Source organism: Gemmobacter nectariphilus DSM 15620, assembly GCF_000429765.1.
Taxonomy (GTDB): Bacteria; Pseudomonadota; Alphaproteobacteria; order Rhodobacterales; family Rhodobacteraceae; genus Wagnerdoeblera; species Wagnerdoeblera nectariphila.
Window position 1 is genome coordinate 265751 of the sequence record NZ_AUCM01000003.1, and the last position, 22781, is coordinate 288531.

General features: G+C 66.7%; 18 protein-coding genes. 8 read left to right on the plus strand and 10 right to left on the minus strand.

The annotated features are described in order from the left end of the window. Window positions 1–287: 287 nt before the first annotated feature. The 3 genes from G481_RS22515 to G481_RS22520 are packed head-to-tail and all read right to left on the minus strand — an operon-like array spanning window position 288 to window position 3420. Window positions 288–1502 carry a DegT/DnrJ/EryC1/StrS family aminotransferase gene (locus G481_RS22515; RefSeq protein WP_051294228.1) on the minus strand — a complete coding sequence of 405 codons (1215 nt, stop codon included), beginning with the start codon at window positions 1500–1502 and terminating at the stop codon, window positions 288–290. Continuing rightward, window positions 1495–2748, minus strand: a complete 1254-nt coding sequence (locus tag G481_RS0101310) for a TCR/Tet family MFS transporter (protein ID WP_051294229.1) — start codon at window positions 2746–2748, stop codon at window positions 1495–1497. Before G481_RS0101310 ends, G481_RS22515 begins: the two co-directional genes overlap by 8 nt. Before the next feature lie 3 nt (window positions 2749–2751). Beyond that, the gene (locus tag G481_RS22520; RefSeq protein ID WP_035024751.1) at window positions 2752–3420 is read right to left on the minus strand and encodes an HAD-IA family hydrolase; all 669 of its coding nucleotides are present in this window, start codon (window positions 3418–3420) and stop codon (window positions 2752–2754) included. A gap of 104 nt (window positions 3421–3524) precedes the next feature. On the opposite strand from G481_RS22520, the gene glmU reads away from it, so the two are divergent. The 3 genes from glmU to G481_RS0101330 all read left to right on the plus strand — a co-directional run bounded on the left by glmU (window position 3525) and on the right by G481_RS0101330 (window position 7486). Continuing rightward, window positions 3525–4862 (plus strand): bifunctional UDP-N-acetylglucosamine diphosphorylase/glucosamine-1-phosphate N-acetyltransferase GlmU, encoded by a 1338-nt coding sequence (gene glmU / locus G481_RS0101320; protein WP_028028398.1) that lies wholly within the window; start codon window positions 3525–3527, stop codon window positions 4860–4862. Window positions 4863–4951: 89 nt separating this feature from the next. Next, on the plus strand, window positions 4952–6772 hold the full coding sequence (glmS, locus tag G481_RS0101325; protein ID WP_028028399.1) for a glutamine--fructose-6-phosphate transaminase (isomerizing): 1821 nt from the start codon (window positions 4952–4954) through the stop codon (window positions 6770–6772). Between the two features lie 36 nt (window positions 6773–6808). Then, complete coding sequence (locus tag G481_RS0101330) at window positions 6809–7486, plus strand: DNA alkylation repair protein (protein WP_028028400.1); 678 nt, start codon at window positions 6809–6811, stop codon at window positions 7484–7486. 1 nt (window position 7487) lies between these two features. Here the strand turns inward: G481_RS0101330 and G481_RS0101335 are convergent, their stop codons facing one another. Next, window positions 7488–7805, minus strand: a complete 318-nt coding sequence (locus G481_RS0101335; RefSeq protein ID WP_028028401.1) for a DUF3775 domain-containing protein — start codon at window positions 7803–7805, stop codon at window positions 7488–7490. A 237-nt stretch (window positions 7806–8042) separates the two neighbouring features. Between G481_RS0101335 and G481_RS0101340 the strand changes: the two genes are divergently transcribed. Then, on the plus strand, window positions 8043–9014 hold the full coding sequence (locus G481_RS0101340; protein ID WP_028028402.1) for a TDT family transporter: 972 nt from the start codon (window positions 8043–8045) through the stop codon (window positions 9012–9014). Here G481_RS0101340 and G481_RS0101345 read toward each other — a convergent pair. After that, window positions 9011–9706 (minus strand): type 1 glutamine amidotransferase, encoded by a 696-nt coding sequence (locus G481_RS0101345; RefSeq protein ID WP_028028403.1) that lies wholly within the window; start codon window positions 9704–9706, stop codon window positions 9011–9013. The two genes, G481_RS0101340 and G481_RS0101345, sit on opposite strands and share 4 nt — an antisense overlap. Before the next feature lie 151 nt (window positions 9707–9857). On the opposite strand from G481_RS0101345, the gene guaB reads away from it, so the two are divergent. Beyond that, on the plus strand, window positions 9858–11306 hold the full coding sequence (gene guaB, locus G481_RS0101350) for an IMP dehydrogenase (RefSeq protein ID WP_028028404.1): 1449 nt from the start codon (window positions 9858–9860) through the stop codon (window positions 11304–11306). 269 nt (window positions 11307–11575) lie between these two features. Then, window positions 11576–13570, plus strand: coding sequence for a polysaccharide biosynthesis protein (locus tag G481_RS22525; protein WP_035024754.1), 1995 nt, complete (start codon window positions 11576–11578; stop codon window positions 13568–13570). A gap of 114 nt (window positions 13571–13684) precedes the next feature. Here G481_RS22525 and G481_RS0101360 read toward each other — a convergent pair whose 3' ends face one another. From G481_RS0101360 to G481_RS0101375, 4 genes are all read right to left on the minus strand, one after another. Further along, window positions 13685–15313, minus strand: a complete 1629-nt coding sequence (locus G481_RS0101360; RefSeq protein ID WP_028028405.1) for an alpha-D-glucose phosphate-specific phosphoglucomutase — start codon at window positions 15311–15313, stop codon at window positions 13685–13687. A gap of 63 nt (window positions 15314–15376) precedes the next feature. Continuing rightward, window positions 15377–16048 carry a helix-turn-helix transcriptional regulator gene (locus G481_RS0101365; RefSeq protein ID WP_028028406.1) on the minus strand — a complete coding sequence of 224 codons (672 nt, stop codon included), beginning with the start codon at window positions 16046–16048 and terminating at the stop codon, window positions 15377–15379. Window positions 16049–16088: 40 nt separating this feature from the next. After that, on the minus strand, window positions 16089–16205 hold the full coding sequence (locus G481_RS25350) for an entericidin (RefSeq protein ID WP_154664493.1): 117 nt from the start codon (window positions 16203–16205) through the stop codon (window positions 16089–16091). 142 nt (window positions 16206–16347) lie between these two features. Next, complete coding sequence (locus G481_RS0101375) at window positions 16348–18177, minus strand: extracellular solute-binding protein (protein ID WP_084450571.1); 1830 nt, start codon at window positions 18175–18177, stop codon at window positions 16348–16350. Window positions 18178–18440: 263 nt separating this feature from the next. Here G481_RS0101375 and G481_RS0101380 point away from each other — a divergent pair, with 263 nt between their 5' ends. Continuing rightward, window positions 18441–19214, plus strand: coding sequence for a 3-hydroxybutyrate dehydrogenase (locus G481_RS0101380; protein ID WP_028028408.1), 774 nt, complete (start codon window positions 18441–18443; stop codon window positions 19212–19214). A gap of 75 nt (window positions 19215–19289) precedes the next feature. Here the strand turns inward: G481_RS0101380 and G481_RS0101385 are convergent, their stop codons facing one another. Beyond that, window positions 19290–19613: a rhodanese-like domain-containing protein gene (locus G481_RS0101385; RefSeq protein WP_245594905.1), complete on the minus strand. Its 324-nt coding sequence runs from the start codon at window positions 19611–19613 to the stop codon at window positions 19290–19292. A 252-nt stretch (window positions 19614–19865) separates the two neighbouring features. Between G481_RS0101385 and uvrA the strand changes: the two genes are divergently transcribed. Continuing rightward, complete coding sequence (gene uvrA, locus G481_RS0101390; RefSeq protein WP_028028410.1) at window positions 19866–22724, plus strand: excinuclease ABC subunit UvrA; 2859 nt, start codon at window positions 19866–19868, stop codon at window positions 22722–22724. Window positions 22725–22781 lie beyond the last annotated feature (57 nt).

Consider the following 22781-nt stretch of genomic DNA (forward strand, 5'->3'; position numbering starts at 1 on the left):
TAGATCAAGCTGCAGACAGAAAATGTAGTGAATTTACTCAAATGCCCTGTTGGACTGACCAAATGCTAACCGACGGATGAACTTGCGTCATCACACCTGTGGGTTGCACGCTGGCGCTTTCGGCGGCACCAGCGATACGGGCGCGTTGACGCACCGTCAGCGAGATTTTGTAGCCGCACAATCAGCGCGCGACTCGGTGCCGGGGAAACTGCCTGCGAATCGGGCACTGTGCCAGCCGCCAAGATGGCTGGATTGCGCCTTGCGCGATTCCATGGGGGCTGGCCGGATCAGTCGCCCTGGCGCAGGTGGCCCGCGGGCGGCGGGGCGTTGCTGGTGGCCTCGGCCGCGATGATGCGGGCGATCTGTGCGCAATCATCCAGGCTGAAGGTCAGCGGCAGGCGCATGTCGATCAGCCCCGACAGAACGGCATCGGTCTGTGGCAGCGCCTGTTGTGGCGCATAGCGCCAGCTGTGATGGCTGGAGGTAAAGCCCATCGGCGCGCGGCGGCCGAACCATTTCAGCTCGACCCCGCGCGCGGCGGTGCGGGCCAGAAACGCCTCGATCCACGCCGGGTCACGGCCAGGCAACACGAACTGGAACGACGAGCCGACATAGGTTTCCGCCGCTGGGCGCGCAATGGTGAGCAGACCGGGGATGTTCTGCAAGCCGGCCTCGATCACCTCATACCGCGCGCGCCAGCGGGCCACCCGGTCGGCCAGCAGCGGGATCTGCGGGCGCAGCACCGCCGCGCGCAGGTTGTCCATGCGGGACGACACATTCGGCACGGTTTCGCGCAGGCCCTCATAGGCCCCTGGCCCTGGCGCCGCGCTGTGCCGGTCATAGAGCATGTAGCTGCCCGAGAGCAGCACCATCCGCGCCATAAGGTCCGCATCGTCCGAGACGATCAGCCCGCCCTCGCCCGAGTTCATGTGCTTGTAGGTCTGGGTCGAATAACAGCCCGCAAGGCCATGACGGCCCGAAGGTGTGCCGTTCCACGCCGCCCCCATCGTATGGGCGCAATCCTCGATCACCCGCACACCGGCCGCATCGCACAGGCGCATCAGCGCGTCCATGTCGGCCAGATGGCCGCGCATGTGGCTGAGCAGCAGCACCATGCCGGGCCGGGCCTTGGCGGCCAGATCATCAAGGTCGATGGTCAGGGCAGGGGTGGTTTCCACAAAGACCGGCTCTGCCCCCAGCGCGGCAATGGCGCCGGGCACCGGGGCCAGCGTGAAGGCATTGGTCAGCACCTGAACGCCGGGGCCGACGCCCGCCGCCTGCAACGCGAGCCGCATCGCCGCCCCGCCCGAGGCGACCGCCAGGCAATAACGCGCCCCGGTGTAGCGGGCGAATTCTTGCTCCAGCAGCGCGGTTTCGGCGGTCTCGCCGGCCGTGTTGTAGCGGTGCAGGCGGCCATGACGCATCACGGCAACGGCGGCCTCGATCCCGGCTTCGGGGATCGGCTCTTGCTGGGTAAAGCTGCCGGCAAAGACCTCAGGCATCACGTTCCCCCCGCAAGGTCCACAGATACAGCGCCAGTGCGACCGCCATGATCGCACCGGCCAGGAAATAGGCGGCATCCGGGGTCTGCCAGGCAGCCCCCGGCGCCATGAAATGCGCGAAAACCTGCGTGAAGACCACGGTTCCTGCCAGCATGGCAATGTTCATCACCGCCGAGATGCCACCCTGCAATTCGCCTTGCGCATTCTCGGGCACGACTTTCGACATCAGCGCCATCAGCATCGGATGCACGAAGCCTTCGGGCCCATGGACCAGCATCAGCACGATCACCGCGCCCAGCGTGCCGACAAACCCATAGCCGGTGGCGGCGATGGCTGCGCAGACCAGACCCGCAACCGCCACCCGCACCTCGCCCCAGCGGGCAACGGCAGGGCCGGTGGCCAGGCCCTGAAACCCGGCCATGATCAGCCCGAAGATCGCCAGCGTCAGGCCCACCGTCGCCTCGGACCAGCCGAATTTCGCCATGCCCCAGAACGGCCAGATCGCCGGATAGACCGCCGAGGCAAAGAAGAACAGGAACAGCACGACAAGCGAGGGGATCACGCCCGGATAGCTGCGGAACACCGCGAACACGCCGAACGGGTTGGCCCGGCGCCAGTCAAAGGCGCGCCGGTTGGCCGGGGCCAGCGTCTCGGGCAGCACGACCCAGCCATAGACGAAGTTCAGGAACGAAATCCCCGCCGCGGCCCAGAACGGCACCCGCGGCCCCAGCTCGCCCAGCAGCCCGCCGATGGCCGGCCCGATCACGAAGCCGACGCCAAAGGCCGCGCCCATCAGACCGAATGCCTTGGCCCGCCCCTCGGGCGGGGTGACATCGGCGATATAGGCATTGGCAATGACCCAGGACGATCCGCACACCCCGGCCAGAACGCGCCCCACGAACAGCCAGGCCAGCGACGGCGCCCAGGCCGACAGCACATAATCCATCCCCAGCCCAAAGATCGCCAGCAAGAGCAGCGGCCGGCGCCCGAAACTGTCCGACAGGTTGCCCACCAGCGGCGCGAACAGGAACTGCGCCATGGAAAAGGCAAAGAACATCCACCCGCCGATGGTCGCAGCCTCGGCCAGCCCGACATGGCCGACCTCTTCGATCAGCGAGGGCAGGACGGGAATGATGATCCCGAACCCCACCATGTCCAGCAAGACCGTGATCAGCACAAAGCCAAAGGCATGGCGCGAGGCAGGCGGCGCCAGCGGCGGCCCTTCGGGGGCAAGGCTTGGCTGCATCGGTCAGCTCCGGTCGATGAAGGGGGCGATGGTGGCGCGCAACCCCGGATAGCCATGCAGCAGCGCATCCGGGGCCAGGCGTGAAACGCCCTCGCCTTCGGGGCCAAAGGTCACCAGCACCACGGGCACCCCGGCCGCGCGGCCGGTCTTGCGGTCGGTCTCGGTATCGCCGATCAGCACGGCGCGCGCCGGATCGCCGCCGACCCCGGCAATGGCATGGACCAGCGGCGCCGGATCGGGCTTGCGCACGGGCAGGGTGTTGGCGCCCACCATGGCGGCGAACATGTCCCTAACCCCCAGCCGGACCAGCAGCTTTTCTGCCAGATGGTCGGGCTTGTTGGTGCAGATGCCAACCGCGATGCCCTCGGCCCGCAGCGCCTCGACCGCCTCGGCGGCGCCAGGGTAAAGCCGGGTATGGGTGTCGATCGCGCCTTCATAGGCGTCCAGCAGCACGGGATAGTGGCGCCCCACCTCGTCCTCGTCCCAGCCAAGGCCCAGCCGCTCGGCCCCCAGCCGCAGCATCGCCCGCCCGCCATGAAAGGCGGTCAGCGCATCGCCCGCGTCCAGCGGGGCGCCATGACCTGCCAGACCGAAGGCCGCATTCGCCGCCGCCAGCAGATCGGCAGAGGTATCGGCCAGCGTGCCATCCAGATCGAAGATCACCGCCCGCATTGCCACCTCCTGTCACATTGGGAAAGACGACGTGAAGCCCCGCCCCCTTGCGGTGCCGCCCCTGACGGGTAGAACGGGGACGAGCAAATGAAAAGGCCTCCTGAATGGCGCTGTCCCTGATCGTCCTTGCCGCAGGCCAAGGCACCCGCATGAACTCTGACCTGCCCAAGGTGTTGCACCCGCTGGCCGGGGCGCCGCTTGTCGTCCACGCGCTGGCCGCAGGCCGGGCACTGGACCCCGAGCGCGTGGTGGTGGTGGCCGGGCACGGCGCCGATCAGGTCGGCAAGGCGGTGCTGGATTTTGACCCCGAGGCACGGATCGTCCTGCAGGAAGATCGCCTTGGCACCGCCCATGCCGTCGCGCAGGCCCGGTCCCAGGTCGGGCATGGCGATGCCGTGGTGCTGTATGGCGACACGCCCTTCATCACCCCCGAAACGCTGGAACGCCTGGTTGCCGCGCGGGCGCGCCATGATGTGGTGGTGCTGGGCTTCAACGCCCTTGATCCGGGCCGCTATGGCCGGCTGGTCACCAGCGGCGATGATCTGCTGGCCATCGTGGAATGGAAGGATGCCAGCCCCGAGGAACGCGCGATCGAGCTGTGCAATTCGGGCGTCATGGCTGCCGATGCCGGGGTGCTGTTCGACCTGATCGACCAGGTGGGCAACGACAATGCGGCGGGGGAATATTACCTCACCGATGTGGTGGGCCTGGCCCGCGCGCGCGGCCTGACCGCCGGCGTCGTGATCTGCGACGAAGCCGAGACGCTGGGCATCAACACCCGCGCCGAACTTGCCGCCGCCGAAGCCGCCTTTCAGGCCCGCAAACGCGCCGAGATGCTGGAGACCGGCGTCACCATGCAGGCCGCAGATACCGTTTTCTTCGCCTGGGACACCTTCGTCGGGCGCGATGCCACCATCGGCCCCAACGTCGTCTTCGGCCCCGGCGTCACCGTGGAATCGGGCGCCGAAATCCGCGCCTTCTGCCATCTCGAAGGCTGCCACATCAGCCGCGGCGCCACCGTTGGCCCCTTTGCCCGCCTGCGCCCCGGCGCGGAACTGGCCGAAGATGTGCATGTCGGCAACTTCGTCGAGATCAAGAACGCCATCCTGGACGAGGGCGTGAAGGTCGGCCATCTGACTTACCTTGGCGATGCCACGGTGGGCGAACATACCAATATCGGCGCCGGCACCGTGACCTGCAATTACGACGGGGTGATGAAACACCGCACCACCATCGGCAAAGGCGTCTTCATCGGCTCGGATACCATGCTGGTCGCGCCCGTCACCGTGGGGGATGGCGCGCTGACCGCCAGCGGATCGGTCATCACCCAGGATGTCCCGCCCGAGGCCCTGGCCGTCGCCCGGGCCCGCCAGGCCAACAAGCCCGGCCTGGCCACGCGCCTGTTCGAGAAGCTGCGCGCCATCAAGGCCGCGCGGGCATGATGGTCTTTGCCTTTTCCAAATACCCCACGGGGGTCCGGGGGTGTGAAACCCCCGGTCCTCTGCCAGCCACAATGACCGGAGTTCAGTAAATGTGCGGCATCGTCGGAGTGCTGGGCGACCACGAGGTTGCGCCCCTGCTGGTGGAATCGCTCAAGCGGCTGGAATATCGCGGATATGACTCGGCGGGCATCGCCACGGTCGATCATGGCCGGCTTGACCGCCGGCGCGCGGTCGGCAAGCTGGTCAACCTATCGGATCTGCTGGTGCATGAACCGCTGACCGGCAAGGCCGGGATCGGCCATACCCGCTGGGCCACCCATGGTGCGGCAACGGTGGCCAATGCCCACCCGCACCGCGCGGGTCAGGTCGCGGTTGTCCACAACGGAATCATCGAGAATTTCAAGGAGTTGCGCGAGGAACTTCTTGCGGCGGGCTATCATCCCGAAAGCCAGACCGATACCGAAACCGTCGCCCTGATGACCCGGCGCCACATGGACGAAGGCGACGCGCCGCGCCAGGCGGCCGCCCGCACGCTGGCCCGGCTGGAAGGCGCCTTTGCCCTGTGCTTCCTCTTCGAGGGCGAGGACGATCTGCTGATCGCGGCCCGCAAGGGCTCGCCGCTGGCGATCGGCCATGGCGATGGCGAGATGTTCGTCGGCTCTGATGCCATCGCGCTGGCGCCGCTGACCGATCGCATCACCTATCTGGAAGAAGGCGACCGGGCCGAAGTCACCCGCGCAGGCGCGGTGATCTATGATGCCTCGGGCCGGCTGGCGAACCGGGCCCAGACGCGGATCAAGATCGATTCCGTGCGGGTGGAAAAGGGCGGCTATCGCCATTTCATGATGAAGGAAATTGCCGAACAGCCGGTGGTTCTGGCCGATGCCTTGCGCCATTACCTGACCCCGGACCGCACGGGCCTGCGCCTGCCGGCCGAGCTGGATTTCACCGGCGTCTCGCGTCTGGTGCTGGTGGCCTGCGGCACGGCGAACATCGCCTGCCAGGTCGCGAAATACTGGTTCGAACAGCTGGCAGGCCTGCCCTGCGACGTCGATATCGCGTCCGAATTCCGCTATCGCGACCCGGTGCTGGATCCGGCCAGCTGGGCGGTGTTCGTCAGCCAGTCGGGGGAAACCGCCGATACGCTGGCCGCGCTGCGCCATGCGCAGGACCGGGTGGCGCGCACGCTGGCGGTGGTCAACGTGCCCACCTCGTCCATGGCGCGCGAGGCCGGGCTTGCCCTGCCGATCCTGGCCGGGATCGAGGTGGGCGTTGCCTCGACCAAGGCCTTCACCAACCAGCTGCTGGTGCTGGTGCTGATGGCGCTCAAGGCCGGGCTGGACCGCGGGCGGCTGGATGCGGCGGCGGTGGCCGCCCATCTGACCACGCTGGGCAGCCTGCCGGGGCTGATGAACCATGCGCTGGGGCTGGACGACGACATCCGCGCGCTGGCCACCGATCTGGCCAAGGCGCAGGACGTGCTGTTCCTGGGGCGAGGCCCGATGTATCCCCTTGCGCTGGAAGGTGCGCTGAAACTCAAGGAAATCAGCTACATCCACGCCGAAGGTTATGCCTCGGGCGAACTCAAGCACGGCCCCATCGCCTTGATCGACGCAACGGTCCCCGTGGTCGTGCTGGCCCCGCGCGATGCGCTGTTCGAAAAGACCGTCTCGAACATGCAAGAGGTCATGGCGCGCCATGGCAAGGTCGTGCTGCTGTCGGACCGGGCGGGTCTGGATCAGGCCGGAGATGGCGTCTGGCACGGCCTTGCGCTGCCCGACGTGCCCGCGCTGCTGGCGCCGATCCTGTATGCCGTGCCGGCCCAGTTGCTGGCCTATCATGCGGCGGTGGCCAAGGGGACCGATGTGGATCAGCCGCGCAATCTGGCAAAATCCGTGACTGTGGAATAGGTTGCGCGGTATAGTTCAGGCAATGGATTACCCTGCATGACCCCCGATGATGCCCTTGCCGCCCTGATGGCGCTGGCCGATCCGGTCAAGGCCGACGAAATGGCGGCCTATCACAAGATCCCGCGCCGGTATCTGGGCATTGCCGTGCCGCAGATCGACGCGCTGGCGCGCGACTGGCGCCAGACCCTGACGCTCGATGACCGGCTGTCGCTGGCGGCGGCGCTGTGGGACATGGGCATCCACGAAACCATGGTCGCGGCGGCCAAGCTGCTGGAACAGGCCCGCATCCGCCCCGATGACAGCGGCGCCTGGGCGCTGATCGCCCGCTGGGCCCCCGGGTTCGAAGGGTGGTCCACCGCCGATCACGCCAGCATCGCGGGGCAAAAGCGCCTGGTGGCCGACCCGTCGCGGCTGGAAACCGTCGCGGGCTGGACCACGCATCCCAACATGTGGACCCGCCGCGCCGCGCTGGTGATGACGCTGCCCTGGGCCAAGATGAACAATCCCAAGCCGCACGATCTGGACATCCGCGAACGTGTGCTGGGCTGGGCCGAAAACTATGCCGATGACCGCGACTGGTTCATCCAGAAGGCCATTGCCTGGTGGCTGCGCGATCTGTCACGGCATGATGCAGACCGCACCCGCGCCTTCCTGGCCGACCATGGCGCACGGCTGAAACCCTTTGCCCGCAAAGAGGCTGCGCGCCACCTGTAGGTTACAGGAAGTCGGCCTCGGCGTCCGAGACATCCACCCCCAGCGCCTCGAGCCCGGCCTCGAGGTTTTCGGACAGATGCGGCATCCCTGCCAGATAGGTTGCGGTCGGAATCGTCGCCTCGGCAAAGGCGGTCTCGACGGCAGAGGCGTAATCCTCGGGCTCAAAGGCGCCGCGGCCCACCCAGGCGATCGCGGTCAGATGCGCCTTTTCATCATCGTTCAGCGCATCGACAAAGGCTTTCATCTCGGCGGCGCCCGCATCGCCCTCGCGCGCGAGGAACAGGACTTGCACCACCTTGTCGATCCCGATTTCGATCATGGCCCTCTCCGCGACTGACTGGCGCAAGTGTCCGCCCGATGCGCCCCGGATGCAAGCCCTGCCGCCGGTCCGGGCGCAAGTTTCCATCGCGCGCCATGACGGGGGCGGGTTGCGGTGCCGTTCGGCCAAGACCCGATCTGTGCAGCACAGGAGCCCCGCGGCGCGCGTCGGGTTGCCGCAGGGGATTGGCCCAAGGTCGCGGCCCTGTTACTTGCGGGAAAACGCAAGGGGTTCGCCATGACCAGTCAGCAGCCGCCCGCCTTTCGCAACCAGACCCAGCGCGGCCTGTTCCGCCGCACGCCCCCGGCGATCTTCCCGCCGGTGATGGGGCTGTTCGGCCTGGGCCTTGCCTGGCGGCGCGGGACCGAGGCGGTGGGCCTGCTGCCCGGTCTGGCCGAGGCCCTGCTGGGGGCGGTGACGCTGCTTTATCTGTTCGCGCTGCTGGCCTATCTGGCCAAGGTCGCACAGCGCCCTGGCGTGGTGGCCGAGGATTTGCGCATCCTGCCCGGGCGGGCCGGGCTGACGGCGGCGAACCTGTCGGGCATGCTGCTTGCGGCGGCACTGGTGCCCTATGCGCCGGGGCTGGCGCTGGGGGTGCTGATCGCGGCGCTGGTGGCCCATGTGCTGCTTGGCCTGACCCTGCTGCGCCTGTTCCTGACCGGGCCCGAAGAGGCGCGGGTGATCACCCCGGTCTGGCATCTGACCTATGTGGGCTACATCATCGCGCCGCTGTCGCTGATCCCGCTGGGCCATGCGGGGCTGGCGCAAGGGATCCTGTATGCGACCATTCCGGTGGCGGCGGCGATCTGGGCGGTCAGCCTCTATCAGATCGCGACGCGCATTCCGCCAGCGCCGCTGCGCCCGCTGCTGGCGATCCATCTTGCGCCGGCCAGCCTGTTTGCGACGGTTGCCGCGATGCTGGGTCTTGGCGGGCTGGCCACGGGGTTCCTGGCGCTGGCGCTGGTGATCTTGCTGGGTCTGGTGGCCGCAAGCGCCTGGCTGACGCAATCCGGGTTTTCGGCGCTGTGGGGCGCCTTCACCTTTCCGATCGCCGCCTGTGCGTCGGCGCTGCTGGCAAATGGCTGGCAGGTGGCCGGATTGCTGCTTCTGGCGGCTGCCACCGGCATCGTGGTCACGATTGCCGTCAAGGTGATGCAGGCCTGGGCCAAGGGCGGCCTTGCGGTCAAGACCAACGCCGCGCAGGCCTAGATCAGCGCCACCCAGTTGCGCGCCAGTTGCAGCCCTGCGGCATCCGAGGCGGCGCCGAACGCGGCCTCGGTCTGCGGATAGATCCGGTCCCAGTCGGCGGTCTGCTCGCGAAAGAGATGGCTGAACAGCCGGTTCCAGTCGGCCACCACGGCGCGCGAGGCCTCGAAGTGGAACTGCGTGCCATAGGTGGCGCGCCCGATGCGGAAGGCCTGTGACGGCACGCCCGGCGCCGTGGCCAGATGCACCGCGCCGGTGGGCAGGTCGAACGTGTCGGAATGCAGATGGAAACTGCGAAAGCCGCGGCCAACCCCGCGAAACAGCGGATCGGCCAGCCCCTCGGGCCGCAAGTCCACCTGGCACCAGCCGAATTCGGGCGCCGCGCCCAGCCGGTTCACCCCGCCAAAGGCCCGGGCCAGCACCTGCGCGCCCAGGCAGATCCCCAGAACCGCCTTGTCGGCTTGCGTGAACGCCTGCATCCGCGCGGCCAGTTCCGGCAGATAGGGGTGGGTGTCGTCGGCCAGCGCCGATTGCTCGCCGCCAAAGACCACCAGCGCGTCATGGTCGGCCGGGTCGGGCAGGGCGCCATCGGCCCAGGGGCGATAGAGCCCGATTCGCGCCGCCGCCTCGTGCAGCGCGACGCCGACCTGCCCGTGATGGGTGATCCTGGTATTCTCGACGATGGCAACCCGCATGTTCCGCCCCTGTCTGCCGGATGGCTTGATGAACCATGCCGGGCGGACAGCGGCAAGGGGCCGCGCGATGCAGAGGGCAGTTTGCCCCTTGCGCTTTTGGCCCGGCCATGAAAGGGGGAACCGCCAAACGAACAACTCCGAGGAGGCCCCCATGGAGATTCGCGAGGCACTTACCTTCGACGACGTGCTTCTGGTTCCGGCTGCATCCAATGTGCTGCCGTCCGAGGCGGACACGGCGACGAATGTGACCCGCTCGATCCGGCTGAACATCCCGTTGCTGTCCAGCGCGATGGATACCGTGACCGAAGCGCGCATGGCCATCGCCATGGCGCAGGTCGGCGGGATGGGCGTGATCCACCGCAACCTCGGCATCGAGGAACAGGCGCGCGAGGTCAGCCGCGTCAAGCGGTTCGAATCCGGCGTCGTCTATTCCCCGATCACGCTGCGCCCCGATCAGACGCTGGCCGATGCCAAGCTGCTGATGGAGCGCTACAACATCACCGGCTTTCCGGTGGTGGACGAGGTGGGCCGCGTCGTCGGCATCGTGACCAACCGCGACATGCGCTTTGCCAGCGACGACCGCACCCCGGTTTCGGTGATGATGACGGCCGAGAACCTTGCCGTCCTGCGCGAGCCGGTCGACCGCGAAGAGGCGATCAGCCTGATGAAGTCGCGCCGGATCGAAAAGCTGCTGGTGACGGATGGCCGCGGCAAGCTGACCGGCCTTCTGACGCTGAAGGACACGGAAAAATCGGTGCTGAACCCGCAGGCCTGCAAGGACGAGCTGGGCCGCCTGCGGGTTGCCGCCGCCTCGACCGTGGGCAATGACGGGTTCGAGCGGTCCAAGGCGCTGATCGAGGCCGGGGTGGACATGGTGGTGATCGACACCGCCCATGGCCATTCCGAAGGCGTCGCCATGGCGGTCGAGCGGATCAAGAACTTCTCGAACTCGGTGCAGGTGGTCGCGGGCAACGTGGCGACGGCGGCGGCGACGCGGGCGCTGATCAAGGCCGGGGCCGATGCGGTCAAGGTCGGGATCGGTCCGGGGTCGATCTGCACCACGCGGATCGTGGCGGGCGTCGGCGTGCCGCAGCTGACCGCGATCATGGATGCGGCGGGCGAGGCCGGGGATATTCCGGTGATCGCGGATGGCGGCATCAAGTATTCGGGCGATTTCGCCAAGGCCATCGCGGCGGGCGCCTCGTGTGCCATGGTCGGCTCGGCCGTCGCAGGCACCGATGAATCGCCCGGCGAGGTGATCTTGTGGAACGGCCGCAGCTTCAAGAGCTATCGCGGCATGGGCAGCCTGGGCGCCATGGCGCGCGGCTCGGCCGACCGCTATTTCCAGAAGGATGCGGCCAGCGACAAGCTGGTCCCCGAAGGGATCGAAGGTCAGGTGCCCTACAAGGGGCCGGTCGCGACCGTGGTGCACCAGATGGTGGGCGGATTGCGCGCCGCGATGGGCTATACCGGCAACCGCACGGTGGCCGAGATGCGCGCCAACTGCAATTTCGTGCGCATCACCAATGCGGGGCTCAAGGAAAGCCACGTCCACGACGTGCAGATCACCCGCGAGTCGCCGAACTATCGCGCCGGGTGATCGGGGCCTTCGGGCGGGGCGGGCGACAGCCTGGCCCGCCATCCGGGGCAGTTTCCGCGCTGCAGCATTCCCGGGCAATTGTACAGCCCTTCGGCCATACCATTGGCACAATCATGCCGAACATCCGGGCAAACGCCCGTTCGATGCTCGCAGGGTGCAAGTTCTGATGTGACATCTCCTCCAGCGTCATGCTATCGGTGCGAACGAACGTTTCGATTTGACGATTTGACAAGACGGTTCCCCATGACCGTCACAGGGTAGGAAGACTGATGTCGGGTGATCCGCTTCGTGCGCTGTTCGATATGCCGCGCACCCACAAGCGTATTCTTCAGGTGTTGGCCGATACGATTTTGCTGTCGGCAAGTTTTGCGCTGGCCATGTTCTTGCGCACCGAAAGCCTTGCGTTTCTGACCCAGGGCAAGGTCTGGGCGGCGCTGGTGGCGGCGCTGCCGGTCACGCTGATCATCTTTGTCAAGCTGGGCTTCTATCGCGCGGTCATCCGCTATATGGGGCTGCGCGCGCTGATCACCATCGTCAACGGGGTCGTGGCCAGCGCGCTGGCGGTGTCGGCGATGATCGTCTGGCTGGACCTGCCGATACCGCCGGCCGTGCCGGTGATCTATGCCGTGCTGGCGATGTGCACCGTGGGCGGCGTGCGCTTTGCGCTGCGCGCCATCTACCAGCGCACCCATTCGCGCGACAAGACGCGGGTGATCATCTATGGCGCGGGACAGTCCGGGCGCCAGACGGTGCATTCGATGGGGCAGGGGCTGGAACATACCGCCGTTGCCTTTGTCGACGACAACCCCGACCTGTGGGGCAGCCAGATCGCCGGGCTTCGGGTCTTTGCGCCATCGGAACTTGAACGCCTGTTGCGCGATTACGGCGCCAAGGTGCTGCTGCTGGCCATGCCGTCGGTCAGCCGCGCGGTGCGGGCGCAGATCCTCAAGCGGCTGGAACATCTGCCGGTGCGGGTGCAGACCATCCCCGGCATGGCCGAACTGGTGACCGGCAAGCACAAGGTGAACGAGATCACCGAAGTCTCGGTCGAGGATTTGCTGGGCCGCGATCCGGTGCCGCCGGATGCCGCGCTGATGGCGGCGAACATTCGTGACAAGTCGGTCCTGGTGACGGGCGCCGGCGGGTCGATCGGGGCAGAGCTGTGCCGCCAGATCCTGCACCAGCGCCCCCGCGTGCTGGTGCTGTTCGAACAATCGGAATACGCGCTGTTCGAGATCGGGCAGGAATTGTCCGCCACCCGCAAGGCCGAAGGGCTGGACGTGCGGATCGTGCAGGTCCTGGGCACTGTGCGCGACCGGGCACGGATGGAAAAGCTGATGCGCAGCCATGGCGTGCAGACGATCTATCATGCCGCAGCCTACAAGCATGTGCCGATGGTCGAGGACAATGCCGTTCAGGGGCTGGCGAACAACCTGTTCGGCACGCTGTCCTGCGCTCAGGCGGCCCTGGCGGCCGGGGTGGAAAGCTTCACGCTGATCTCGACCGACAAGGCGGTGCGGCCGACCAATGTGATGGGCGCCTCCAAGCGGCTGGCCGAGCTGGTCTGTCAGGCGCTGGCACATGGCGGGGGCAAGACGCGCTTTTCCATGGTGCGGTTCGGCAATGTGCTGGGGTCTTCGGGCTCGGTGATCCCGCTGTTTCGCCGCCAGATCGCTGCAGGCGGCCCGGTCACCGTGACCCACCGCGAGATCATGCGCTATTTCATGACCATCACCGAAGCCTCGCAGCTGGTGATCCAGGCCAGCGCCCTGGCCCATGGGGACAAGGGCGGCAACGTCTTCTTGCTGGACATGGGCGAGCCGGTGAAGATTGCCGAACTGGCCGAGCGGATGATCCGCCTGTCCGGCTTTACCCCGGTGATCGAGGGCGATCCGGCGGCGCGCAAGACGGCGGCGGTCGCGGATGTGATCCCGATTGCCTTTACGGCGCCGCGCCGGGGCGAGAAACTGTTCGAAGAGCTGTTCATCGGCACGATCAGCGAGCCGACCCGCCACCCGCGCATTCTGACGGCCAGCGAGACCTCGCTGGACTGGCAGCGACTGGCCCCGCTGATCGCCGAGTTGCAGGCCGCCTGCGAGGCCGATGACGAGGCCGAGCTGCGCCGCCTGCTGGCCGATGCCCCCATAGACTTTGCACCGCGCCGCGCCGGACAGCCGCCGCGCCGCGAGCCCGTTGCTGCGGTCACGCCCGCCATGGTGGCCCCGGCTGGCGGCGTCTTGCAAAGCGGTGCGGCTGGCGGCTGAGACCGGCGCGGACGGGGGACGGCGCAGGGGGGCTTTGCGCCCCCCATGGCATTGGCAGGGCCAATGCCATTCCCCCCGCAGGATATTTTCTTCAAGGCGAAAAGGGGCGCCGGCTCAGGTGATCACGTCGGGCGCGATGCGTCCGGTGTGGCGGGCGATTCCGGCCAGTTCCTCGGCTGCGGCGATCACGGGCGCCAGCATGTCCTGCGGGTCTGCGCCGAAGGTCTCGGGATCGTCGGAGTGCAGTTCCAGGTAAAGCCGCAGGGTTGCGCCTTCGGTTCCGGTGCCCGAGAGGCGCAGAACGATCCGGGCGCCATTGGCAAAGATCACCCGAAGGCCCTGACCCTTGCTGACTGATCCGTCCACCGGATCGACATAGGCGAAGTCATCGGCCGCCGCGACCTTCATGCCCGCGATGGTCTTGCCGGGCAGGGTGTCCAGCGCGCCGCGCAGCTGGGACATGGCGGCTTCGGCCTGCGGCACCGGCAGCGCCTCGTAGTCGTGGCGCGAATAGAAGGTGCGGCCGAACCGGCGCCAATGCGCGCCCAGCAGATCGCTCACGCCCTGGCCGGTGGCCGCCAGCACATTCAGCCACAGCAGCACCGCCCAGAGCCCGTCCTTTTCGCGCACATGATCCGAGCCGGTGCCAAAGCTTTCCTCGCCGCAGATCGTGGCGCGGCCAGCGTCCAGCAGGTTGCCAAAGAACTTCCAGCCGGTCGGGGTTTCATGCGCCTCGATCCCCAGCGCCTCGGCCACGCGGTCGGCGGCGGTGGAGGTGGGCATGGATCGGGCGATCCCCTTGATCCCGCCAGCATAGCCGGGCGCCAGATGAGCATGGGCCGCCAGAACGGCCAGCGAATCCGACGGATTCACATAGGCGCCGCGGCCAAGGATCATGTTGCGATCGCCATCGCCGTCCGAGGCGGCGCCGAAATCGGGGCCGGTCTCTGACATCAGCCGCTCGTAAAGGTCCGAGGCCCAGGTCGGATTGGGATCGGGGTGCATCCCGCCGAAATCCGGCAGCGGCACCGCATTGACCACCGATCCGGGCGCCGCGCCCAGCCGCCGTTCCAGGATTTCGACCGCATAGGGCCCGGTCACGGCGCACATGGCATCGAAGCGCAGGGTGAAGCCGCCCGCGATCATCGCGCGGATCGCGTCAAAGTCGAACAGCCGCTCCATCAGCTCGGCATAATCCAGCACCGGATCGACGATCTGCACGGCCATGCCGTCCAGATCGGTTTCCCCGATGCGGTCCAGATCAGGCGCCGGCTGGTCCGAAATGCGATAGCCGGTCAGCCGCTCGCTGGCCGCATGGATCGCGGCGGTCACGGATTCGGGCGCCGGGCCACCATTGCTGATGTTGTATTTGACGCCGAAATCGCCGTCCTCGCCGCCCGGATTGTGGCTGGCCGACAGCACGATCCCGCCATCCGCCCCATTGAGCCGGATCAGATGCGAGGCGGCCGGGGTCGACAGCAGCCCGCCTTGCGCGACAATGACCCGCGCCACGCCGTTGGCCGCCGCCATGCGCAAGATGATCCCCGCCGCCTCGCGCCCGAAAAAGCGCCCGTCGCCGCCAAGGACCAGCACCTTGCCGCTGGCGCCCACAGCGTCAAAGATCGCCTGGACGAAGCATTCAAGGTAATGCGGCGCGCGGAACTGCGCGGTCTTCTTGCGCAGGCCCGAGGTGCCCGGCTTCTGGCCGGCAAAGGGGCCGGCGGTGACAAAGGTGCTGGTCATCGGAAACTCCCGTCTCTAACCGGCGCGACCATGGCGAAACGCTGGCCGCAGCGCAAGCGGGTGTCAGGGGCCAGGCGCCATGTGCGCGCGATAGTCCGCCAGCTCGTGCCCGGCCTCGCGCGGGAAGATCTCGCCGGTGGGGGACAGCGCGACGATCCGGTCGATGCGAAAGCTGCGAAAGCCGCCGCGCAATTCGCACCACGCCGCCAGGGTCCAGACCCGCCCTTCCATGTCCAGCGCCAGGGGCCGGATGTCGCGGTGGCTTTCACGGCCCTCGGGGTCGATATAGCTGATGGTCAGCCGCTCTCGCCCGGTAATGGCGGACCGGATCGCGGGGATCATGGTCGGAACATGGCCCGACTCTTCGCCCGTAAAGGCAAAGAGATCGTCCCCCTCGGGCGGCGCCGGCGTCACCGAGGCGATCTTGGCGGCCAGACTGCGCGCGGCCCGCGCCAGCGCCGGATCGGCGCCCTCGGCCACCAGGCGCACCCCGGCGCGCAGGGCCTCGATCTCGTCCCCGGACAGGATCATCGGCGGCAAGGTGATCGGCGCGCGCAGGATATACCCGACGCCGCGCTCGCCCTCGACCGGCATTCCGCTGGCCATCAGCGTCGCCATGTCGCGCCAGATGGTGCGCACTGAAACGCCCAGCCGCTCGGCCATCTCGGACGCACGGTGCAGCCGCCCGTCACGCAGGATCTGGATCAGGTCGAACAGGCGGTCGGTGCGGCGCATGGCAAACCCTTGCGCGCTGCGGCGCCAAGGTCAACGGGGACTAGAACCAGGTGCCCACGCGCTGCGCCGCGCCCGAGATGTCGCGTCCCACACCATCGACAGTATTGCACCCGGCCAGTGCCAGCATCAGGGCCGCGCCCAGTATCATCGCTTTCATTGCTCTGCCTCTATTGCCTCCGGTTTGCCCGAAATGCGCATTCACCTTGCCTCAAATACCCCGGGGGGGGACCGGCTGCCAAGCCGGTCGGGGGGCTGGCCCCCCGTTTCTGCCTCTCACAGATGCGCGAGGGTCACGCCTTTCAGTCCTGCCACCACCACACATCGGGCAGGAACCCGGCCGCATCGCCATAGACCGGCAGCCGATCGGCGGCATACTTCAGCCGCCGGTCATGCGCGAGGCGCGAGCGGTCGGCGAACCACATCGGGATGACATAGCGCCCCGCCATCAGCGCCCGGTCCAGGGCGCGCACGGCGGTGCGGAAATCTTCGGGCGCCTGTGCGGCCAGCATCTCGGCGATCATCGCCTCGACGGCCGGGCTGTCGACCCCGGCGATATTGCGGGTGCCAGGCAAGGTCACGCCCGCCCGGCCCCAATACAGCAACTGCTCGTTGCCAGGGCTGAGCGAATTGGCGCGGGTGATCGGAGTGATGTCGAAATCATAATCCCGCAGCCGGGCGTTCATCTGGGCATCGTCTACCGCAACCAGCCGCGCCGTGATCCCCAGCCGCTCCAGCGCGCGGATCCAGATCGTCACCACCGCGCGCATTTCGGACCCGCCAATCGGCACAAGGATTTCAAACGCCATCGGCTCGCCCTGGGCATTCTGCCGCCGGCCGGCCGTTACGGTCCAGCCTGCCTCTTCCAGCAGGCGCGCCGCGCGGCGCAGTCCGGCGCGGTTCGCCTCGGACCCATCAGCGACAGGCAGCGACAGATCGTCCAGCGCATCCGGAGGCAGCGTGCTGGCAAAGGGCGCCAGCAGGGCGCGCACCGCCTCGTCCGCCGGTCCCTCGCCCATCGCCAGATCGGAATTCCAGAACCACGACCGGGCGCGCGGCTCGGTGCCGCCGTTGATCGTGGTGTTGATGAACTCATAGTTGAAACTGTCGATCAGCGCCTGACGGACCCGCCAGTCAGAGAATTGCGGGCGGCGGGTGTTCATTGCAAGGCCGGTCATCATGGCAGGGCGGCCATGGGGGATTTCCGATTTCACCACCTCGCCCGATGTCACGCGCGGGAAATCATAGCCGCTCATCCAGCGGGCGGCCTGACCTTCGCGGAAGGTCATGATGGCGCCGGCCTTGAACGCCTCGAACATCACCGAGGCATCGGCGAAATATTCGATCTTCACCTCGTCGAAATTGTGCAGCCCCCGCATCAGTGGCAGATCCCGGGCCCACCAGTCAGCCCGCTTGCGCAAGGTGATCGAGCGGCCGGGATCGACCGCAGCCACCTCATAGGGCCCCGACCCCAGCGGCGCACGCATGGCCGAGGCCTTGAGATCGCGCCCGTCCCAGTCCTTGCGGCTCAGGACCGGGCGCAGCCCAAGGATCAGCGGCAATTCGCGGTCGGCTTCGGAAAAATCGAACCGCACGCTGCGCGGCCCGGTCGCCCAGGCTTTCGCCACCTTGCCATGCGCTGCAGCATAGCGCGGGTGTGCCTCGGCCAGCGCATCAAAGGACCACAGCACATCCTCGACGGTCACCGGGCTGCCATCCGCGAATCGGGCCCCCTCGCGCAGGGTGAATTCGACAAAAGTTCGTGAGTCGTTCGTTGTCACGCTTTCCGCCAGCAGCCCGTAGACGGTAAAGGGTTCGTCCCAGGCGCGGCCCATCAATGTCTCGACCGTCAGGGGCGAGACCCAGGCCGGCGCACGTCCCAGCGTGGTGAAAGGATTGAGCGAATCGAAGCCTCCGACCTCTCCCATCACGATGCGCCCGCCCTTGGGGGCGTCGGGATTGGCCTGAGGCAGGGCCACAAAATCCGGGGGCAGGGCGGGCTGTCCATGCATGGCAATACCATGGCTGGTGGTCTGCGCCTGTGCAGAATCGCCCCATGTCGGCGCAGCGAAGGCCAGCGTGGAAATCACCGCGAGTCCGGTCCATGCGCTGCGGAAAAAATGCCCTGTCATTCTGGCAACAATGCCTCTCGCCCTTGTTTCGTTGAGCCCCGTGATACGCGGTCGTGATTGATCGTGCAAACTTTCGGGTTGGAATCCGGCATGTTGCAGCGTATATGTTAGGCACTGCTCGATAGGTTTCTTGCCTGTATGAAACCTGCCTCAACACTCAACGCCCGCGTCACGCGGGCGTTTTTTTTGGCCCCCGCAGTCCACCCTCTGGCATTGCCCGATCCATTGCCTATGCTGCGTACGCACAAAACACGGAGGGTGCCATGGCCTTGAAGGGGAAACGCGCAATCGTGACCGGATCGAATTCCGGCATCGGTCTGGGCGTCGCGGTGGAACTGGCGAAGGCCGGGGCAGAGCTGGTGATCAATTCGTTCACCGACACGCCCGAGGATCACGCGCTGGCCGCGAAGCTGTCGGCCGACCATGGCGTTCCCGTGCGCTATATTCAGGCCGACATGTCCAAGGGGGCCGAGTGCCGCGCGCTGATCGAACAGGCGGGCGGCTGCGATATTCTGGTCAACAACGCCGGGATCCAGTTCGTCGCGCCGATCGAGGAATTCCCGGCCGACCGCTGGGACGCGATCATCGCGATCAACCTGTCCTCGGCCTTCCACACCACGGCGGCCGCGCTGCCGGGGATGCGGGCCAGGGGCTGGGGCCGGGTCATCAACATCGCCTCGGCGCATGGGCTGACCGCATCGCCGTTCAAATCGGCCTATGTGGCGGCGAAACATGGCATCGTCGGGCTAAGCAAGACCACGGCGCTGGAATGCGCCGGCCAAGGCATCACCTGCAACGCGATCTGCCCCGGCTATGTGCTGACGCCGATCGTGGAAAAGCAGATCCCGGACCAGATGAAGGTCCACAACATGAGCCGCGAAGAGGTGATCAAGAAGGTCATGCTCTCGCGCCAGCCCTCGGGCGATTTCGCCACGGTCGAGCAGATGGGCGGGACGGCGGTGTTCCTGTGCTCAGACGCTGCCGCGCAGATCACCGGCACGACCATCAGCGTCGATGGCGGCTGGACCGCCATGTAAAAGATCGGCGCCCGTCTGCGGGCGCCGACCCTTTGATAGCTTGGCCGGTTCCGCGCAAGGAACCGGCGCCTTGGATCAGCGCGCGACCTTGCCGCCGCCCGCGCACCAGTCGCCAAAGCCGCCGATGTTGTAGACCTCGGTATAGCCCATCTTCAGCAGCATCTCGCAGGCCATCTGCGAGCGGCCACCGGCCGCGCAGAACAGCGCGATGGGGCGGGCCGGGTCCAGGGCGGGGTTGTGGTCGGGGTGGCGCGGGTCGGCGGCCATGGCCAGCTTCATAAGCGGCACATGCACCCCGCCCGAAGCCGTGCCCGAGGCGCGCACCTCGGAGATGTCGCGCACATCGACCACGACGAGGTCGCCGCGGTCATGCCGGGCCACGGCATCCTTGGCAGACATGCGGCCCACTGCCGGGCCGGAGGAACGAGAAAAGCCGAACATTCGGGCTGCCTTTCATGGTTGGTTGCCGCGTAATCTGGCGTCTGGCGCGGACAGTGCAAGGGGGCGCGCGGCTAAAACATTCAATTTCTCGAATTTGTGTTGCAGCTGCATCGCTGCACTGCCGTATGTTCACCAATCGTTCATGCTTTCCGGTTGGCGATGGTCGGAAATCGGTCTATGTATCGCGGGGTGTGTGTCCGGGGGTGTCCTATGGCCGAGCAGAAGTTCATCGAGGTGCGCGGGGCGCGCGAACATAACCTCAAGGGCATCGACGTCGACATTCCGCGCGACCAGCTGGTGGTGATCACCGGGCTTTCCGGGTCGGGCAAGTCCAGCCTGGCGTTCGACACGATCTATGCCGAAGGCCAGCGGCGCTATGTGGAATCGCTGTCGGCCTATGCGCGCCAGTTCCTCGACATGATGCAAAAGCCGGATGTGGACCATATCAGCGGTCTGTCCCCGGCCATCAGCATCGAACAGAAGACCACCAGCAAGAACCCGCGCTCGACCGTTGGCACGGTCACGGAAATCTACGACTATCTGCGCCTGCTGTTCGCCCGCGTCGGCATTCCCTACAGCCCGGCCACCGGCCTGCCCATCGAGGCGATGCAGGTGCAGGACATGGTGGACCGGGTGATGGCGCTGCCCGAAGGCACCCGCGGCTATCTGCTGGCGCCGATCATCCGCGACCGCAAGGGCGAATACCGCAAGGAAATGCTGGAGCTGCGCAAGCAGGGCTTTCAGCGCGTCAAGGTGGACGGCAAGTTCCATGAGCTCGACGAGCCGCCCGAGCTGGACAAGAAATTCCGCCATGACATCGACGTAGTGGTCGACCGTATCGTCGTGCGCGACGGGCTTCAGGTGCGGCTGGCCGACAGTTTCCGCACCGCGCTGAACCTGGCCGATGGCATTGCCATTCTGGAAACCGCCCCCTCTGAAGGCGAGCCCGAGCGGCTGGTGTTTTCCGAAAAGTTCGCCTGCCCGGTGTCGGGCTTTACCATTCCGGAAATCGAGCCGCGGCTGTTTTCCTTCAACGCGCCGTTTGGGGCCTGTCCGGTCTGTGACGGGCTGGGGGTGGAGCTGTTCTTTGACGAACGCCTGGTGGTGCCCGATCAGGGGCTGACCTTGCTGCAAGGCGCCATTGCGCCTTGGGCGAAATCCAAGACCCCCTATTTCGTCCAGACCATCGAGGCGCTGGCCACCCACTACAAGTTCGACCGCAAGAAGAAATGGAAGGATCTGCCCGAAAACGTCCGGCAGATGTTCCTGTATGGGTCCAAGGGCGAGGAAATCCCCTTCCGCTATGACGAAGGCGGCCGCGTCTATCAGGTCACGCGCACCTTTGAAGGCGTCATTCCCAACATGGAACGGCGCTACAAGGAAACCGACAGCGCCTGGTCGCGCGAAGAGATGGAGCGCTATCAGAACAACCGCGCCTGCGGGGCCTGCGGTGGCTACCGGCTCAAGCCCGAGGCGCTGGCGGTGAAGATCGCCGGGCATCATGTCGGGCAGGTGGTGGAAAAGTCGATCAAGGAGGCGCTGCACTGGATCGAGGGCGTGATGGACACGCTGACACCCCAGCGCCAGGAAATCGCCCGCGCCATCGTCAAGGAAATCCGCGAGCGGCTGGGGTTCCTGAACAACGTCGGTCTTGAATACCTGACGCTGTCGCGCAACGCCGGCACGCTGTCGGGCGGGGAATCGCAGCGCATCCGGCTGGCCAGCCAGATCGGGTCGGGCCTGACCGGGGTGCTTTATGTGCTGGACGAGCCGTCGATTGGCCTCCATCAGCGCGACAACGACCGGCTGCTGGACACGCTGAAGGGGCTGCGCGATCAGGGCAATACGGTGCTGGTGGTCGAACATGACGAAGATGCGATCCGCGAGGCGGATTACGTCTTTGACATCGGCCCTGGTGCCGGGGTGCATGGTGGCCGGGTGATCGCCCATGGCACGCCAGGCCAGATCGCCGCCGATCCGGCCAGCCTGACCGGGCAATACCTGTCCGGCACGCGCGAAATCGCGGTGCCAGCCACCCGGCGCAAGGGCAACGGGAAAAAGCTGACCGTGGTCGGCGCGAGCGGCAACAACCTCAAGAACGTCACGGTCGATTTCCCGCTGGGCAAGTTCATCTGCGTGACCGGCGTTTCCGGTGGCGGCAAGTCCACCCTAACCATCGAGACGCTCTACAAATCCGCCGCCATCCGTCTGAACGGCGCGCGCGAAACGCCTGCGCCTTGCGAGACGATCAAGGGGTTCGAACAGCTCGACAAGGTGATCGACATTGACCAGCGCCCCATCGGACGCACGCCGCGGTCAAACCCCGCCACCTATACTGGCGCCTTCGACCCGATCCGCGACTGGTTTTCCGGCCTGCCCGAAGCCCAGGCCCGCGGCTACAAGCCGGGGCGCTTCAGCTTCAACGTCAAGGGCGGGCGCTGCGAGGCCTGTCAGGGTGACGGCGTCATCAAGATCGAGATGCACTTCCTGCCAGATGTCTATGTCGAATGCGAAACCTGCAAGGGCAAGCGCTATAACCGCGAGACGCTGGAGATCCGCTTCAAGGGCAAGTCCATCGCCGATGTGCTGGACATGACCTGCGAGGATGCACGCGAGTTCTTCAGCGCGGTTCCTGCGATCCGCGACAAGATGGAGGCGCTGAACCGCGTCGGCCTTGGCTATGTCAAGGTCGGGCAGCAGGCGACCACCCTGTCGGGCGGCGAGGCGCAGCGGGTGAAGCTGTCCAAGGAGCTTAGCCGCCGGGCCACCGGGCGCACGCTGTATATCCTGGATGAGCCCACCACCGGCCTGCATTTCGAAGATGTGCGCAAGCTGCTGGAAGTGCTGCACGAGCTGGTCGAACAGGGCAATACGGTCGTGGTGATCGAACATAACCTGGACGTGGTGAAAACCGCCGACTGGGTGATCGACATCGGCCCCGAAGGTGGCGATGGCGGCGGGCAGGTGGTTGGCACCGGCACGCCCGAGGATATCGCAGCAAACCCGCACAGCCACACCGGCCGCTATCTTGGCCCGCTGCTGAAAAAGGGCCGCGTGGCGGCGGAGTAATCTGGCCTGGCTGTGGTCGACCCTGGGTTGCCGGTGTGCATGGCCCCGGCCCCGGAG

Excerpts from the sequence above, each read along its gene's own strand:
- G481_RS22515 (WP_051294228.1), bottom strand. The coding sequence starts at position 1,502 with ATGCCTGAGGTCTTTGCCGGCAGCTTTACCCAGCAAGAGCCGATCCCC.
- G481_RS0101310 (WP_051294229.1), bottom strand. The coding sequence starts at position 2,748 with ATGCAGCCAAGCCTTGCCCCCGAAGGGCCGCCGCTGGCGCCGCCTGCC.
- G481_RS22520 (WP_035024751.1), bottom strand. The coding sequence starts at position 3,420 with ATGCGGGCGGTGATCTTCGATCTGGATGGCACGCTGGCCGATACCTCT.
- glmU (WP_028028398.1), top strand. The coding sequence starts at position 3,525 with ATGGCGCTGTCCCTGATCGTCCTTGCCGCAGGCCAAGGCACCCGCATG.
- glmS (WP_028028399.1), top strand. The coding sequence starts at position 4,952 with ATGTGCGGCATCGTCGGAGTGCTGGGCGACCACGAGGTTGCGCCCCTG.
- G481_RS0101330 (WP_028028400.1), top strand. The coding sequence starts at position 6,809 with ATGACCCCCGATGATGCCCTTGCCGCCCTGATGGCGCTGGCCGATCCG.
- G481_RS0101335 (WP_028028401.1), bottom strand. The coding sequence starts at position 7,805 with ATGATCGAAATCGGGATCGACAAGGTGGTGCAAGTCCTGTTCCTCGCG.
- G481_RS0101340 (WP_028028402.1), top strand. The coding sequence starts at position 8,043 with ATGACCAGTCAGCAGCCGCCCGCCTTTCGCAACCAGACCCAGCGCGGC.
- G481_RS0101345 (WP_028028403.1), bottom strand. The coding sequence starts at position 9,706 with ATGCGGGTTGCCATCGTCGAGAATACCAGGATCACCCATCACGGGCAG.
- guaB (WP_028028404.1), top strand. The coding sequence starts at position 9,858 with ATGGAGATTCGCGAGGCACTTACCTTCGACGACGTGCTTCTGGTTCCG.
- G481_RS22525 (WP_035024754.1), top strand. The coding sequence starts at position 11,576 with ATGTCGGGTGATCCGCTTCGTGCGCTGTTCGATATGCCGCGCACCCAC.
- G481_RS0101360 (WP_028028405.1), bottom strand. The coding sequence starts at position 15,313 with ATGACCAGCACCTTTGTCACCGCCGGCCCCTTTGCCGGCCAGAAGCCG.
- G481_RS0101365 (WP_028028406.1), bottom strand. The coding sequence starts at position 16,048 with ATGCGCCGCACCGACCGCCTGTTCGACCTGATCCAGATCCTGCGTGAC.
- G481_RS25350 (WP_154664493.1), bottom strand. The coding sequence starts at position 16,205 with ATGAAAGCGATGATACTGGGCGCGGCCCTGATGCTGGCACTGGCCGGG.
- G481_RS0101375 (WP_084450571.1), bottom strand. The coding sequence starts at position 18,177 with ATGACAGGGCATTTTTTCCGCAGCGCATGGACCGGACTCGCGGTGATT.
- G481_RS0101380 (WP_028028408.1), top strand. The coding sequence starts at position 18,441 with ATGGCCTTGAAGGGGAAACGCGCAATCGTGACCGGATCGAATTCCGGC.
- G481_RS0101385 (WP_245594905.1), bottom strand. The coding sequence starts at position 19,613 with ATGTCTGCCAAGGATGCCGTGGCCCGGCATGACCGCGGCGACCTCGTC.
- uvrA (WP_028028410.1), top strand. The coding sequence starts at position 19,866 with ATGGCCGAGCAGAAGTTCATCGAGGTGCGCGGGGCGCGCGAACATAAC.